Source organism: Pedobacter caeni (assembly GCF_900129215.1).
GTDB classification, from domain to species: domain Bacteria; phylum Bacteroidota; class Bacteroidia; order Sphingobacteriales; family Sphingobacteriaceae; genus Pedobacter; species Pedobacter caeni.
The window spans coordinates 1-15,940 of sequence record NZ_FQUQ01000003.1 but is presented as its reverse complement, the minus strand read 5'-3'; the positions used below and the strand labels follow the sequence as shown (position 1 = coordinate 15,940).

Sequence of the window (15,940 nt, the reverse complement as noted above, 5' to 3'; positions counted from 1 at the left end):
GGACCTTTTTATTTTACTTCTATATTTTACTTCGATAAGTACATCGATTTGTCTTTGTATAATTTTCTGAAGTAAGGATCTTCCAGATTTTTAATAAATCTGATGGCCTCACCTGTAGACTTCATCTCCGGACCTAATTCCTTTGCTACTTCAGGGAATTTATCAAAAGAGAATACAGGTTCTTTGATTGCATAGCCTTCCAGCTTTCTTACGATGCTGAAGTCTTTCAGTTTATTTACACCCAGCATTACTTTAGCAGCAATATTAATGTAAGGGACATCATAAGCCTTAGCAATGAAAGGAACGGTCCTGGAAGCTCTTGGATTCGCTTCGATTACATACACCTTCTCGTCTTTTACAGCAAATTGTATATTCAGTAATCCAATTACATTTAATGCTTTTGCGATTTTCCTAGAGTAGGCTTCCATGTCGTTCATTACCTTTTCAGATAAGCTGAATGGAGGTAATACGGCACTAGAATCTCCAGAGTGGATACCTGCAGGCTCAATGTGCTCCATTAATCCGATGATATGTACATCTTCACCATCACAGATAGAATCAGATTCCGTTTCTTCTGCCCTGTCTAAGAAATGATCGATCAGCACACGATTTCCCGGAAGATCACCCAATAGCTTAACTACAGCCTTCTCCAGGTCTTCATCATTGATCACAATGCTCATTCCCTGTCCACCCAATACATAACTTGGTCTTACCAATACCGGGTACCCAACTTCATGAGCAACAACGATCGCCTCTTCTGCATTTTCTGCAACACCATATTTTGGATATGGGATCTCTAATTCTTTAAGAAGATCGGAGAAACGCCCCCTGTCTTCGGCAACATCCATATCGTTGTAAGAAGTACCGATGATCTTAATGCCATTTTCATGAAGTTTCTCTGCCATTTTCAAAGCAGTCTGTCCACCTAACTGAACGATTACACCTTCTGGTTTTTCTAATTCGATGATCTCACGAACATGTTCCCAGAATACCGGCTCAAAGTATAACTTATCAGCCATATTGAAATCTGTAGAGACCGTCTCAGGGTTACAGTTGATCATGATCGCCTCATAACCACTTTCTTTTGCAGCCAGTAAACCATGAACACAAGAGTAATCAAACTCAATCCCCTGTCCGATACGGTTAGGGCCTGAACCCAATACAATCACCTTTTTCTTATCAGATGGAGTGGATTCGTTCTCTTCCTCAAATGTTGAGTAGTAATATGGAGTTTGTGCAGCAAATTCAGCAGCACACGTATCCACCATTTTGTACACACGTTTGATGCCTAAAGATTTTCTGCGCTCGTAAACTTCATCTTCCGTTACATTACCCAACAGGTAGGCAATCTGGATATCCGAAAATCCTTTTTGTTTCAACGTGAAGAAGAAATCTTTAGGGATGTTAGTCAGAGAGTATCTTTTTAATTCTGTTTCCAGATGTACAAGCTCCTGAATCTGTGCAAGGAACCATTTATCAATTCTGGTTACTTTGCGGATAGATTCTAAAGGAACACCCATACTCATGGCATCTTTGATTAAAAACAGACGGTTCCAGCTTGGGTGCTCTAATCCGTGCATGATTTCTTCGATGCTTCTGTTATGTTTACCATCAGCACCCAATCCTGCTCTGCCAATTTCTAAACTCTGACAAGCTTTTTGCAAGGCTTCGATGAAACTGCGACCGATGGACATTACCTCTCCTACAGATTTCATCTGCAATCCCAGTTCCATATTGGCACCCTTGAATTTATCAAAGTTCCAGCGTGGCACCTTTACGATCACATAATCTAAAGTAGGCTCGAAGTAAGCTGAAGTTGTTTTTGTAATTTGATTTTCAATTTCATCTAAGTTATAACCGATGGCTAGCTTAGAAGCAATTTTAGCGATAGGATATCCTGTTGCCTTACTTGCTAACGCTGAAGAGCGGGATACCCTCGGATTGATCTCAATCGCGATGATGTCATCATTATCAGGATTTACAGAGAACTGAACGTTACAGCCTCCTGCGAAGTTACCAATAGCACGCATCATTTTAATCGCCTGATTACGCATATCCTGGTAGCAGCGGTCTGATAAAGTCATTGCCGGAGCTACTGTGATCGAGTCTCCGGTATGGATTCCCATTGGATCAAAGTTTTCAATTGAGCAGATGATGATCACGTTGTCATTGCTGTCTCTCAACAATTCCAATTCGTATTCTTTCCATCCCAATACTGCTTTTTCTACCAATACCTCATGCGTTGGAGAAGCTTCAAGCCCGCGTTGTAAAGCGTGGTCAAATTCTTCTTTTTTATGCACAAAGCCTCCGCCTGAACCTCCTAAGGTATAAGAAGGACGGATTACTAACGGATAACCTATTTCCTGAGCTGCTTCTTTACCTTCTAAGAAAGAGTTTGCAATTCTGGAAGGGGCTACACCTACTCCTATATCAATCATTAACTGACGGAAGGCTTCCCTGTTTTCGGTTTTCTCAATCGCGGCAACATCTACCCCGATTACTCTGACTCCGTATTTTTCCCAGACACCACGTTCTTCTGCCTCTTTACAAAGGTTCAAAGCGGTCTGTCCGCCCATAGTAGGCAGAACTGCATCGATTTTACGTTCTATTAAAATCTGCTCAATGGAGTCTACCGTTAAAGGCCACAGGTAAACATGGTCCCCAATCACCTTGTCGGTCATGATGGTTGCAGGATTAGAGTTGATGATCGAAACTTCAATCCCCTCTTCCTTTAAGGATAGGGCAGCTTGAGATCCTGAATAATCAAATTCACAGGCTTGACCAATGATAATAGGTCCCGATCCGATAATTAATACTGAGCGTATGGAGGTGTCTTTAGGCATAAGGCTTTAAAAAGTCTAAAGTTATATAAGTGAAATTGGTAATAAACGCGTTCTAAAAGACCAGAATAGTCTTGAGATTTTCTGTGCTGGTAAGTATGGAAATTCCCGACTCTTCTGTCGGGATGCAAAGTTACGTTTTTGAACATTAAAAATAACGTATTTTTTAAAAAAGCCTTCAAATAAAAAAGGGCCGTCAGAATTAACTGACAGCCCTTTAATTTATCATCATAAATTACTGGAGTAATTTAATCTCTCCAACGTCTGTTGTGGCACTATCAGTAACCGCAACATTTGCGACAGAAGTATCTTTATAAGGCGCAATTGCCTTTACCCAAACCGTATAAGTTCCTGCTTTAACCTTTCCAAACGTAAAGCTGCCATTGGTAATTCCTGTTCTCAAAGTATCTGTACCGGCAACAGCCAATACCTCAGAAGCGCCTTCTGCGGGACTAACCTTTCCCTGTATACCACCCTCCCGGATAGAAGTAAATGCTAATAAACCTAATGAGAGCCCTAACACTGCTATGAAATTTAAACTTGCCTTTTTCATCACCATCAATTTTAGTTTAACCTTAATGTTTATCGATTGTTTCCACCCTCTAATACAAACAGAATCAGAATAAGTTTTAAAATCTTCCTTTATTTTTTAATTCAAATGATGCTACCTCTATTCTGTCTGTTCATATCAAAATGCAAGGAAACTCCTTTTAATAATATTTGGAACAACATTTGCAGATTCTATACCGTTATAAGCTGCATCAGCTTTCATTCAAAATAAAACACAAGATAACAAATGACAACAAAACACATACAAATGAAAAAAATATTTCCTGCATTAATTGCCTTAGTCGTTCTATTAGCTGGTTGTGCCACCGTACAATCTCTAATCAAATCAACTTTTCCTTATACTGCAACAGTAGTGATTCCAGCTTCTTCAAAAAGTAATACGATTATTTCTGCCAACTCTGCCGCAACAAGCTTTGATCAGGTTTTTGGAAACCAAAATGGAACAGACTATGTAAAAGAGATCAGAATTGCCTCCGCGAAACTTGATGCCAGTAACCCATCGAACAAAAGCCTGGGCATGTTCAAGTCAGTTAAACTGTTTGTTGCAAATGATAAAGGCGCGGAGGTCATGGTAGCGTCAAGAAACGACGTTCAGGAAAATATTGGGCCCGGACTGGTACTAGACATAGACAATTCACGTTTTTTAGATAACTATGTTAAAGGCACCAGCCTACGCATAAGAATGGAATACGTGTTGAGAGACAATACCAGTACTGATGTAAGTGTCAGAGTCTCTTTGAGCTTCAGCACTTCTCCGAAAACAGCAAAATAGTATAAAAAACCCTCGTTTAAGAGGATAATCTTCATAAATAGTTTGTTTGGTTTATTATCCGGCAGGAATCATTTCCCTGCCGGATTTTTTTATCCTGTTTTCTTCTGCCTATCAAGAACCTTTACAAAGGTTTATGTTGCAAATAATTTTAGGATAACTACTTTTGGTCCATGTTACTTCTTGAATCCACTTTTTTTCAATTGATAGTCGACCAGTTTAAGCATACTTCATGGCAGGAATGGCTTGGCGTCATTTCGGGATTCATCTGTATCTACCTGGCAACAAAAGAAAGTATACTCAGCTGGCCGATCTCGATCATTAGTGTCGTAGCCTATGCATGGGTATTTTACGATGCAAAAATGTATGGCGACATGGCCCTGCAGTTCTATTTTCTTTGCAGCGCATTCTATGGCTGGTATTTCTGGGTCAATAACAAGCAAAGCGATGATAAGCCAATTACCAATTTATCTGCAAAAGGCTGGTGGATCGCCTCTGCTGCAGTACTAGCCTTATCCATAGCATTAGGTCTTTACCTTGATAGGTATACCGATACCAACGTTCCTTATGAAGATGGCTTTTGTACAGCATTGAGCTTCGTAGCACAGCTGATGCTAACCAGAAAAATCCTGCAGAACTGGATTCTATGGGTTATTGTTGACCTTTGTTATATCCCATTATACATCTATAAAAACCTAAATCTGAGCGCTGTTTTTTACGCTTTCCTGGTGGCCATTGCCATCAAAGGCTATTTAGACTGGAGGAAAACCTACCGTGAACAAACAAATTAAGAAAATTGCCATTGTCGGACCTGAAAGCACAGGAAAATCGACCATAACACAGCAGCTGGCCAGGCACTACAAAACACTTTGGGTTCCCGAATATGCAAGGTATTACTGTGCCGCGCTAACTGAACCCTGTAATTTACAGGACGAAATCAATATGTATCACGGACAGATCGCACTCGAAGAATCAATTCTGGCAATTGCAGAAAAAGACCTGATCTTTTGTGATACGACCTTTATCACAGTGAAGATCTGGAGCGATGAAGTTTTTGGAGAAACACCAAAAGTGGTATTGGATGCCTTACCAAATTATACTTACGACCTCTACCTGCTGATGGATATTGACCTTCCATGGCAGGAAGATCCACTCCGTGATTTTCCACATAAAAGAGAACATTTCATGCAGGTATGGCACCAGGAGTTACAAGGTTTAAATGCGAACTATATCGTCATCAACGGACAGGAAGAGCGGCTAAATAATGCCATTGCAGCAGTCGGCTCCTTCCTCAGCAAGTCATAATCTAAGCCGTTTTTCTTGCTATTCATTTTTTATCAATACCTTTGCCCCATCAAAAAGGGGTGCCTTGTTTTGTAAAAAACACAAAAACAGGCTGAGAGCATACCCATTATATCTGCTGACAGATATATGCACCTGATCCGGATAATGCCGGCGGAGGGATTGGAGTTATGGAGTTTAACTGGGCTGTAAGTGCCCCTTACTTACAGTGGTTTAACTAAAAATCAAAAAATTGAAAAGATTAATGACCATAGCATTGGCTATGTTACTGCTTCCTGTTTTAACAAAGGCACAGTTTAGTATTTCCGGATTAGTATCCGAAAAATCAAATCAGGTATTGCCAGGAGCATCCATCCGCCTGAAAGGAAAATCGTCCGGAGCAACAGCAGATTCACAGGGAAAATATCAATTTACAAACCTTAGTGCGGGTACTTATACCCTGGTTGTAAGTTTTGTTGGTTATCAGACTATCGAAAGGAACCTGAACTTAAATGCAGATCAGGTGGTAAATTTCAGCTTAACTCCTTCTGCATTTCTAGCTGATGAGGTGATTGTAAGAGCTACCCGCGCCAATGAAAAATCTGCGACAACCTATAAAAACTTAACCAAAGAGGAGATCCAGCAAAACAATTTCGGGCAAGATCTTCCTTTTATCTTAAATAATACCCCAGGAGTGGTCGTGACTTCGGATGCAGGAGCTGGTGTGGGTTATACAGGGATCAGAATCAGAGGAAGCGACGCCAGCAGGATTAACGTCACGATCAATGGGATTCCATATAACGATAGTGAGAGCCAGGGCATCTTTTGGGTCAACATGCCTGATTTTGCTTCTTCTACAGAGAACATACAAATTCAACGAGGTGTGGGTACTTCAACAAATGGCGCCGGAGCTTTCGGAGGAAGTTTAAATATCCAGACTTCAGCACCTGCAGAAAAAGCTTATGCGGAACTTAACAATACCTTCGGCTCTTTCAATACCTTAAAAAACACGTTCAAAGTGGGAACAGGTCTGATAGACAATAAGTGGAGCTTTGACGGACGGCTATCTCGCATAAAATCTGACGGATACATTGATCGTGCAGCCTCTAACTTAAAATCTTATTTCCTCTCAGGAGCTTATTATGGAAAAAATGAATTGTTAAGATTGAATGTCTTTAGCGGAACTGAAAAAACTTACCAGGCATGGGGAGGTATTCCGGAATCCAGATTAAAAGGAGATGTCCAGGGAATGAAAGATTATGCTGCTAATGAAGGTCTGGAGCCATCACAACTGGAAAACCTACTCAATTCAGGAAACAGAACATATAATCCATTTACCTATAAAGATCAGACCGACAACTATACCCAAAACCATTATCAGGCAATTTATGCCAAGCAGTTTAGCGAGCAATTCTCATTCAATGGCGCATTACATTATACAGATGGAAAAGGATATTTTGAAGAATCCAAATTACAGGATAAGTATAAAAAGTATAAATTACCAGGAACCGTTGTAGATGGAGAATTAAAAGAAAAAACTGATCTCGTTCGCCGCCGCTGGCTGGATAATAATTTTTATGGGCTTACCTATGCCTTCAACTACCAGCCTCAATCTGACTTAAACTTCACTCTTGGTGGAGCTTATAACCAATACAGAGGTAAACATTTTGGACAGATAATATGGTCCCAGTATCCTATGAGCCTGAGTAATACGGACCATTATTACGATGGTAAAGGAAACAAAAATGATTTCAACACCTATTTCAAAGTAAACTATAGCCTCCTTGAACAACTTAGCCTCTTTGCCGACCTGCAATACAGAAGAGTAAGCTATGACATCAGCGGTATGGATAAAAATGTGGAGCCAATCAATTTCAGCAATACTTATAATTTCTTTAACCCTAAAATTGGAGCAACATACTTCCTGAATCAGCAGAGTAATTTCTATACTTCCTTTAGCATAGGTAATAAAGAACCCAACCGTGATGATTTTACCTCTTTGAAAAAAGGTATTCCTTCGCCAAAATCAGAGCGATTGAATAACCTGGAAGCAGGTTACCGTTTTAACGATAAAAGGCTTAACGTAGGGGTGAATGTGTACGGAATGTTCTATAAAGATCAACTTATCTTTACAGGAGAAGTAAATGAATATGCAGACGCCTACCGTCAGAATGTAGACAAGAGTTACCGGATTGGAATTGAGCTCGACGGTTCGTATGTCATCAGTCCAAAATTTGCAATAAATGCAAATGCAGCCTTTAGCAGGAATAAGATTAAAAATTATGTGGATTACATCGCCAACACTGAAAAAGACGGGACTGCTAATTTAATCGTTACGAACTATTCCAATCCTGACATCTCCTTTTCTCCTGCAGCGGTCGTATCAGGAGAGCTGGTCTTCAAACCATTTAAAGGCTTCGCTGCCGCTCTGCAAAGCAAATATATCAGCAAGCAATATATGGACAATACCCAAAGTGAGCACAAAATGTTAAAAGCATATTGGGTAAACAATGCCAGAATGGGTTATGATTTCCAGATCAAAGGAATTAAAAACATCAATCTTGGGCTTCTGGTTAATAACATTCTGAACAAAAAATATGAAAGCAACGGTTATACTTATAGCTATGCTTACATGGGAGATGTCACCAGACAAAACTTTTATTTCACGCAAGCCGGAACTAATTTTTTACTTTCGTTAAATTTGAAATTTTAACAAACATGAAGAAGTTCATCGAAAAACTACATTTTATAACACACGACATCCATCAACACAGCCATATAGAACAAGCACAAATTGCCTGCGGAGCAGGTGCAAAATGGATACAATACCGCTGTCTGACTAAAAATGATGTGGCGCTTTTGAAAGATATCAATGCAATTGCCGGAATTTGTGACGATTGGGGAGCTACCCTGATCGTTACAGATCATATCCACCTGAACGGTAAAGCCGATATTCAAGGATTTCATATCGAAGATATGGATGCCGATTTTATAAAAATCCGGGAGCAATTAGGTGAAGCAATTACCATTGGAGGCTCCTCAAACACATTGAAGGGATTAATCAGACTGGCAGAAGAAGGAGTAGATTATGCAGGGTTTGGCCCTTTTTACACGACCACAACAAAGCCGAATAATGCACCTCTTCTGGGAGTAGAAGGATACCAGGCAGCCATGCAGGTCCTCAAAGAAAAATCTATTGACCTGCCTGTACTGGCAGTTGGTGGAATTACCTTGAGCGATGTAGATCCTTTAATGAATACCGGTATTTTTGGAATTGCAGTATCAGCATCGATCAATCAGGCAGAAGACATGAGGGAAGCTTATCTGGATTTTTATGATCAGCTAAAATAAAACCCATCCTTTTCATCAGTGACAATTCAACCGGTTAAATGTGAAAGTATACTTTATAAGTGGATTAGGTGCTGATGAAAGGGTTTTCCAGTTTTTAGATTTACCTGGTATCGAGAAAATCTATATCAAATGGATAGATCCCCAGGATCAGGAATCTTTAGCATCCTACGCAAAAAGACTCATCACACAAATTGAGTTAACAGAGGATGTGATCCTTTTAGGGATTTCATTCGGGGGAATTATTGCACAGGAAATAGCCAAAATCATTCCCTGCAAAAAAGTATTGATTGTTTCCAGTATTAAATCTGCTCAGGAGTTTAGCTGGCAATTATCCCTGGTATCTTCCTCCAGGATCTATAAATTATTTCCTGCTAAAATTTTAAAATGGAGTAATCTGCTAACTGCGGATTATTATTTTAGCACGACTTCCAAAGAGGAGTCCCAACTTCTACACCAGATCATCAAAGAAACTGACAATCGGTTTATGTTATGGGCAATAGACAGGCTTATGACCTGGAAAAACGCCAATCCTCAAAAAAACATCATCCATATTCACGGAACCTCTGACCGGATTTTCCCGATCTCTCCAATTAAAAGCGATATAAAAATTCAGGGAGGCGGTCATTTTATGATGGTCAATAAATCTACAGAACTGAGTAAAATAATTATGGAAAACATCTGATTTACATTTCAGAATTGACATCCTAACACCTACATTTGTTCAAAACAATTTTCTCTTGGATAGTCCCGGTACCATAGAAAAACCAGATCCTTACGCTGCCCTCCGATATCCGGAATTCCGGTCTTACCTTGGAATGCGTTTCTTTTTTACGTTTGCTTATCAAATGCAGGCGGTCATTATTGGATTTCATATCTATCACTTAACAAAAGATCCATTAGCATTAGGCTTAGTGGGACTTTGTGAAGCCATTCCCGCGATCTCCATTGCTTTATATGGAGGATATGTTGCCGACAAGTCTGAAAAAAGAGCATTGTTGCTGAAAGTATTTGCAGGGGTATTTCTTTGTTCTCTCATTATGCTGGTGATTACAACCAACCGGATGCATGCTTATGTCCCGGTCAGTTATATTGTCCCCATCATGTATCTGATGGTTTTTGGAATTGGAATCGCCAGGGGCTTTTTTAGTCCGGCAACCTTCTCTTTAATGGCACAGATTGTACCCAAAAAACTATACCCTAACTCCAGTACCTGGAATAGTTCAAGCTGGCAGGCCGCCTCTATCCTTGGCCCGGCTACAGGTGGACTGATTTATGGGTTTTATGGAATAACCGCAACCTATGCTGTAATTCTTGTTTTTATTGCCATTTCCCTGATTTGCATCTTCTTCTTAAAGCCACATCCACCAACTTACATCCCTAAGGAGAGTATTGTAAAAAGTCTGACCGAAGGCGTGCATTTTGTCTTTAAGAATAAAATGATGTTAGGCGCCATGAGCCTGGATCTCTTCTCTGTATTCTTTGGTGGAGCAGTAGCCTTACTTCCTGTATTTGCCAACGACATTCTGAAAGTTGGTTCTGAAGGTCTTGGCTTTATGCGTGCCGCTGCATCCAGCGGAGCGGTAATCACCATGTTGGCCATGACCCGTTTTTCTCCAATGAACAAACCATGGAGAAATCTATTGATTGCCGTTACAGGATTTGGAACCAGCATTATCTGTTACGGGCTATCTAAGAACTTCTACCTGACCTTGTTATTTCTATTTATGGAAGGGGCTTTTGACAGCATCAGTGTCATCATTCGTTCTACCATCATGCAATTACTCACACCCGACGAGATGCGGGGGAGGGTATCTGCAGTAAACAGTATGTTTATCGGCTCTTCCAATGAGATTGGAGCCTTTGAATCAGGACTTACCGCAAAGCTCATGAGGACAGTACCTGCTGTTGTTTTTGGCGGTAGCATGACCATTCTCGTTGCAGGAATCACTTACCTCAAAACAAAAGGATTAATGAAATTAACCCCACAGGAAATCAACGACCAACAAACCTGAGAAATTGAGTTAATTGTCTTTCCGTTCCCCTACCTGTTGTCTCCACATTGCATAATACAAACCATTCTCTGCTAACAGATCTTCATGTTTCCCTTGTTCGATGATGTGTCCCTTCTCTAAAACATATATACGGTCTGCATGGCGAATCGTAGACAGCCTATGGGCAATTAATATGGTAATGTGATTGGTTTGTACTGAAATATCACGGATCGTCGCTGTAATATCTTCTTCAGTCAACGAATCGAGAGAGGAAGTTGCTTCATCAAAAACCAGGATATCAGGCCTGCGCAGTAATGCCCTTGCAATAGAAAGCCTTTGCTTCTCTCCACCGGAAACCTTTACCCCACCTTCTCCAATTACCGTGTCTAAGCCTTTATCAGCTCTCGCCAGGAGATTGTTACAGGCAGCCTGTTGCATTACCCTTAAACACTCTTCATCTGTCGCATCGGGCCGTACAAACTGTAAGTTCTCCCTGATCGTTCCTGAGAACAATTGGGTATCCTGTGTTACAAAGCCAATCTTCTCTCTCAGCAGATCAAGATCTATATCCTTGCTGGAAGTATCGTTATATAATACATCCCCCTCCATTGGCTGATAAAGTCCTACCAAAAGTTTAACCAATGTCGTTTTTCCCGAACCTGAAGGCCCAACAAAAGCAATTGTCTCTCCATTATGAGTTTGGAAACTGATGTCATTTAAAGCATTATGCTTACCTGTAAGGTGTCTGAAATTTACGTCAGCAAATGCCAGTTTGGTAATCTTATCCAGCTTTACAGGATTTAAAGGTTTCTGATCAATGGGTGTACTTAGAATTTTCTTAAAGTTTCCTAAAGAAACTTCAGCTTCACGCCAGGATAAGATCACGTTTCCCAGTTCCTGAAGCGGTCCAAAAAGAAAGAAGGAATAAAATAAAAAGGAAAAGTATTGTCCGGCAGAGATGGTATTTTCAAAAATCAGGATCAATAAGACTACCACCATGGTACTCCGGACAAAATTAACCGTAGTGCCCTGCACAAAACTCATACTTCTTACATATTTAACTTTCCTCAGTTCAAGACCTAAGATTTTATAGGTCGTTTTATTTAGCCTTTCGATCTCCTGATTAGCCAAACCTAAACTTTTTACCAGTTCAATGTTTCTCAGTGATTCTGTCGTAGATCCAGCCAAAGCAGTTGTTTCTGCTACAATTGTTTTCTGGATGGTCTTTATCTTTCGGCTCAGAAACCAGCTTACAAAGCTGATAATCGGAATGGCAGAAAAATAAACCAGTGTCACCTTATAACTTACAGTCACTGAATAAACGATGACAAAAACCATCCCGATCAGGCTGACAAAAAGAATGCTGATAAAGGAGGTGATAAACTTCTCAGAATCCAGACGTACCTTTTGCAGAATACCCAGTGTCTCTCCACTTCTTTGGTCTTCAAAAACCTGATAAGGCAACTCCAGTGAATGTTTCAAACCATCCGCATACATGCTTGCGCCAACTTTCTGAACGATGATACTGGTAAAGTAATCCTGAAAATTCTTGGCGATCCGGGAAACCATTGCCGCACCCACACTAAGGCCGATTAACCCAAGTACTCCCCAAACGAATGCACTTCTGTCTAATACATCTTTCTTTTGTATAAATTCATCTACAATCCTCCCGGTGATATAAGGATCAAGTAAGGAAAAGCCAATGTTTATAGCTGCTAAAAATAGCGCTAATGCAACCACCCATTTATGGTGCTGCAGATATTGAAGTAGTAATTTCATTTAATTAAATCTAGCCAAAAATAAATAAAGGGAATGAAGCATTGCGCTCATTCCCTTTAAATTACAAGTATATTATAAATCGGGTGTTATACCGTCATTACATCTTTTTCTTTTGCTTCTGCATGTTTATCCACCTTAATGATGTATGCATCAGTTATTTTCTGCACTTCTGCCTCTCCGGTTTTGATCTCATCATCGGAAACGCTTTCGCCTTTTAATTTTTTAATCTTCTCGTTGGCATCTTTACGGATGTTACGAACAGTTATTTTACCACGTTCTGCTTCCTCTTTAACTTTTTTAACCAGGTCTTTTCTACGTTCTTCAGTCAATGGGGGAACCACCAGGCGGATGACAATACCATCATTCTGAGGATTGATGCCGATGTTAGCTTCCATGATTGCCCGTTCTATTGGAACCAACATGTTTTTTTCCCAAGGCTGAACGAGTAAAGTACGTGCATCCGGTGTATTGATACTTGCTACCTGGGATAAAGCAGTAGCACTACCATAATAATCTACAAAGATGCCATCTAACATCCCCGCAGAAGCTTTTCCTGCACGGATTTTCGTCAATTCAGCTTCACAATGGTCAATTGCTTTGTCCATGTTTGCCTGAGCATCTTGTAATTGTTTCTTTATGAGGTCATTCATGTTTTGTAAAATTTAACCAAAAATATAAAATTTATTAGAATCAGCCTTTAACAAGGGTACCAATCTCTTCCCCTTTAGCAATTTTCATGAAATTACCTGTTTTATTCATATCAAAAACGATAATAGGAAGTTCATTTTCCTCACATAAAGTAAAGGCTGTCATATCCATTACGTTTAATCCTTTATCGTACACTTCTTTGAAAGAAATTTTGTTGTATTTTGTTGCTGTTGGATCTTTTTCCGGATCAGCGGTATAGATTCCGTCCACACGGGTTCCTTTCAACACCACATCTGCTTTAATTTCGATTGCTCTCAATGCCGCTGCAGAATCTGTTGTGAAATATGGATTACCGGTACCAGCACCAAAAATCACTACACGACCTTTCTCCAGGTGACGTACTGCTCTTCTACGGATAAATGGCTCACAGATTTGCTCCATTTTAATCGCAGTCAACAGACGTGTTTTCAAACCAACTTTTTCCAGCGCATCCTGCAATGCCATACTGTTAATTACGGTAGCCAGCATTCCCATATAATCAGCTTGTGCACGGTCCATACCAGACTTTTCAGCACTCAAGCCTCTAAAAATATTACCACCTCCAATAACTATTGCTATTTCAAGGCCTTCGCTATGTACAGCTTTAATGTCTTCAGCATATTGCCTTACGCGCTCATTATCAATACCATATTGTTTCTCGCCCATTAGCGATTCACCACTTAATTTTAGCAGGATCCGTTTATACTTCATGACTCCAAAAATAACTATTTGTTTTAATTAATCAGGGTTGAAATGTGCAAACCCTTTACAAAAACTTTATTCAGCTTTAGTTCCGGGGATAAAAACACCAAATCAGCATCATTACCAACACTTACAGCTCCCTTTTTATCTGATAAATCCATTAATCTTGCCGGGTTAGCTGAAGCGAGCCTCAGCGCCTGAGACAAGCTGATATCGCAATGCTCAACACAATTCTGAACAGCCTGCAAAAGCGTAATGTTCGAGCCGGAAAGTGTTCCATCAGGCGTTACAAATTTGTTGCCCTTTAATTGATGCTGATATGGACCAATTTGACATTCGGTTACTGCATCTGTAATTAAAAACAAACGGTCTTTCATTATTTTGTAAGTCATCTTTACCATCTCCAGACTAACATGAGTTCCATCGGCAATGATACTCGCCATAGCTGTCGGGTGACTGAACACTGCTACAGGCAAATTGGGAGCCCTGTGATGGATAGAAGGCATCGCATTGAACAAATGGGTAGTCGTTTTAAATCCGCTGTTGTAAGCATCAGTAGCTTCGTTAAAATCGGCATCACTATGTCCGAGCGACAAAACAATTCCCTGGTCCAGCAAATAACGAATCACTTCTTCATCCTGAAGCTCTGCCGCTATTGTCATCATTTTTACCGTACCATCGGCATAATCCAATAAGCGTTTGACCTCTTCAAGTGAAGCTTTATAAATGTATTCCTCAACATGCGCTCCTTTTCTTTTAGCATTAATGTAGGGACCTTCCAGGTGTAGTCCTAAAAAGCCTTTGGCTTCTTTACGATAAGCTTTTGCTGCATCAAGACACTGGTAGACTATTTCAGGACTATTTGTCGCTACGCAAGCTAAAAATCCCGTTGTGCCTTTAGACAACAAGTTTTCATCCATCTGCCTTAAAGTATCTGCTGTAGGATAGGCCGAAAAGAGTGCCCCTCCACTTCCATAAATCTGAAGGTCTATAAAAGCCGGACTGATATAGTCGCCAGCAGCGTCGATGATTTTATAACCAACGGGGACTTCTTCATCTGTAATGCGATTAATCTTTCCATCTTCAATAAAGATGGTCTGGCCACTCAAGAGCAGGTCATCCTTAAAAAACTGACCATTTGTAATTGCAATCATAAGCTAAGTAATTAGGGTATCCAAATATAAGGGAATACTGCGAAAGCTATTGATCATATGCTACAAGCAAAAAAAACGGAGCTGATTAGTCCTGGATATGGTTTCAGGAAGGTTCCTTAACCAGGTTGCACATCCTGTAATGATCAGATAAGCCATAAGCAGCATGCAGCAGCTGAATAAAGTGATACAGGTTTAATAAAAGAAGAGGGGGATGGCGATCTGCTGCCGGGGATATGGAGATCCTGTAAATCAGTGTCTCCGGACAAAAACCTGATAAACAAGAAAAGCCTGTAGTTTCCTACAGGCTTTCTTTTAAGATTTGGCACCGACCTACTCTCCCACGTGTTACCGCAGTACCATCGGCTCTGGTGGGCTTGACTTCTCTGTTCGGAATGGGAAGAGGTAGACACCACCGATATAGGCACCTAAATATTTTTATTGTTTGATTTTTTTACCAGTGTATGATGCTCTCGCATCCCACCATCAAACAGTGACATATTATTGAAAGAAGTTAAGTTAGGAAGAACAAACAACAGTTTATTGCTCTTGAAAGCTTCGGATTATTAGTATTACTCGACTTTGATGTCACCACCTTTACATCTGTAACCTATCAACGTAGTAGTCTTCTACGGTCCTATATGGAATTCTCATCTCGTGGCTAGTTTCGCACTTAGATGCTTTCAGCGCTTATCTATTCCCAACGTAGCTACTCTGCAATGCCCCTGGCGGAACAACAGATTCACTAGAGGTTAGTCCAACCCGGTCCTCTCGTACTAAGGTCAGCCCCACTCAAAATTCCTACGCCCACAACAGATA

General features: G+C 40.3%; 13 protein-coding genes and 2 rRNA genes. 7 read left to right on the top strand and 8 right to left on the bottom strand.

Features of this window, described 5'->3' with window-relative positions; translation table 11 throughout:
* Positions 1–26 precede the first annotated feature (26 nt).
* Positions 27–2,843, bottom strand: a complete 2,817-nt coding sequence (carB, locus tag BUC20_RS14660; RefSeq protein ID WP_073231867.1) for a carbamoyl-phosphate synthase large subunit — start codon at positions 2,841–2,843, stop codon at positions 27–29.
* Positions 2,844–3,075: 232 nt separating this feature from the next.
* Positions 3,076–3,393, bottom strand: a complete 318-nt coding sequence (locus tag BUC20_RS14655; protein ID WP_073232668.1) for a carboxypeptidase-like regulatory domain-containing protein — start codon at positions 3,391–3,393, stop codon at positions 3,076–3,078.
* Between the two features lie 264 nt (positions 3,394–3,657).
* Between BUC20_RS14655 and BUC20_RS14650 the strand changes: the two genes are divergently transcribed.
* From BUC20_RS14650 to BUC20_RS14620, 7 genes are all read left to right on the top strand, one after another.
* Positions 3,658–4,182 carry a hypothetical protein gene (locus BUC20_RS14650; protein WP_143166817.1) on the top strand — a complete coding sequence of 175 codons (525 nt, stop codon included), beginning with the start codon at positions 3,658–3,660 and terminating at the stop codon, positions 4,180–4,182.
* A 170-nt stretch (positions 4,183–4,352) separates the two neighbouring features.
* Positions 4,353–4,970 carry a nicotinamide riboside transporter PnuC gene (gene pnuC / locus BUC20_RS14645; protein ID WP_073231865.1) on the top strand — a complete coding sequence of 206 codons (618 nt, stop codon included), beginning with the start codon at positions 4,353–4,355 and terminating at the stop codon, positions 4,968–4,970.
* Positions 4,954–5,484, top strand: coding sequence for an AAA family ATPase (locus BUC20_RS14640; protein ID WP_073231864.1), 531 nt, complete (start codon positions 4,954–4,956; stop codon positions 5,482–5,484). The genes pnuC and BUC20_RS14640 overlap by 17 nt, the downstream gene beginning before the upstream one ends.
* Before the next feature lie 241 nt (positions 5,485–5,725).
* Positions 5,726–8,173, top strand: coding sequence for a TonB-dependent receptor (locus BUC20_RS14635; RefSeq protein WP_073231863.1), 2,448 nt, complete (start codon positions 5,726–5,728; stop codon positions 8,171–8,173).
* 5 nt (positions 8,174–8,178) lie between these two features.
* Positions 8,179–8,811, top strand: a complete 633-nt coding sequence (locus BUC20_RS14630; RefSeq protein WP_073231862.1) for a thiamine phosphate synthase — start codon at positions 8,179–8,181, stop codon at positions 8,809–8,811.
* 40 nt (positions 8,812–8,851) lie between these two features.
* Positions 8,852–9,493, top strand: a complete 642-nt coding sequence (locus tag BUC20_RS14625; protein ID WP_073231861.1) for an alpha/beta hydrolase — start codon at positions 8,852–8,854, stop codon at positions 9,491–9,493.
* A 55-nt stretch (positions 9,494–9,548) separates the two neighbouring features.
* Positions 9,549–10,823, top strand: coding sequence for an MFS transporter (locus BUC20_RS14620; RefSeq protein WP_073231860.1), 1,275 nt, complete (start codon positions 9,549–9,551; stop codon positions 10,821–10,823).
* A 9-nt stretch (positions 10,824–10,832) separates the two neighbouring features.
* On the opposite strand, the gene BUC20_RS14615 is transcribed toward BUC20_RS14620, so the two are convergent.
* From BUC20_RS14615 to BUC20_RS14590, 6 genes are all read right to left on the bottom strand, one after another.
* Positions 10,833–12,581: an ABC transporter ATP-binding protein gene (locus BUC20_RS14615; RefSeq protein WP_073231859.1), complete on the bottom strand. Its 1,749-nt coding sequence runs from the start codon at positions 12,579–12,581 to the stop codon at positions 10,833–10,835.
* Between the two features lie 86 nt (positions 12,582–12,667).
* Positions 12,668–13,231 carry a ribosome recycling factor gene (gene frr, locus BUC20_RS14610; RefSeq protein ID WP_073231858.1) on the bottom strand — a complete coding sequence of 188 codons (564 nt, stop codon included), beginning with the start codon at positions 13,229–13,231 and terminating at the stop codon, positions 12,668–12,670.
* 40 nt (positions 13,232–13,271) lie between these two features.
* A complete protein-coding gene (gene pyrH, locus BUC20_RS14605; RefSeq protein WP_073231857.1) occupies positions 13,272–13,979 on the bottom strand; it encodes a UMP kinase in 708 nt (235 codons plus the stop codon).
* 23 nt (positions 13,980–14,002) lie between these two features.
* On the bottom strand, positions 14,003–15,124 hold the full coding sequence (gene nagA, locus BUC20_RS14600) for an N-acetylglucosamine-6-phosphate deacetylase (protein WP_073231856.1): 1,122 nt from the start codon (positions 15,122–15,124) through the stop codon (positions 14,003–14,005).
* A gap of 317 nt (positions 15,125–15,441) precedes the next feature.
* Positions 15,442–15,553: ribosomal RNA gene (gene rrf / locus BUC20_RS14595) — 5S ribosomal RNA — on the bottom strand.
* A gap of 114 nt (positions 15,554–15,667) precedes the next feature.
* Positions 15,668–15,940 (bottom strand): 23S ribosomal RNA (locus tag BUC20_RS14590); the annotation flags it as partial.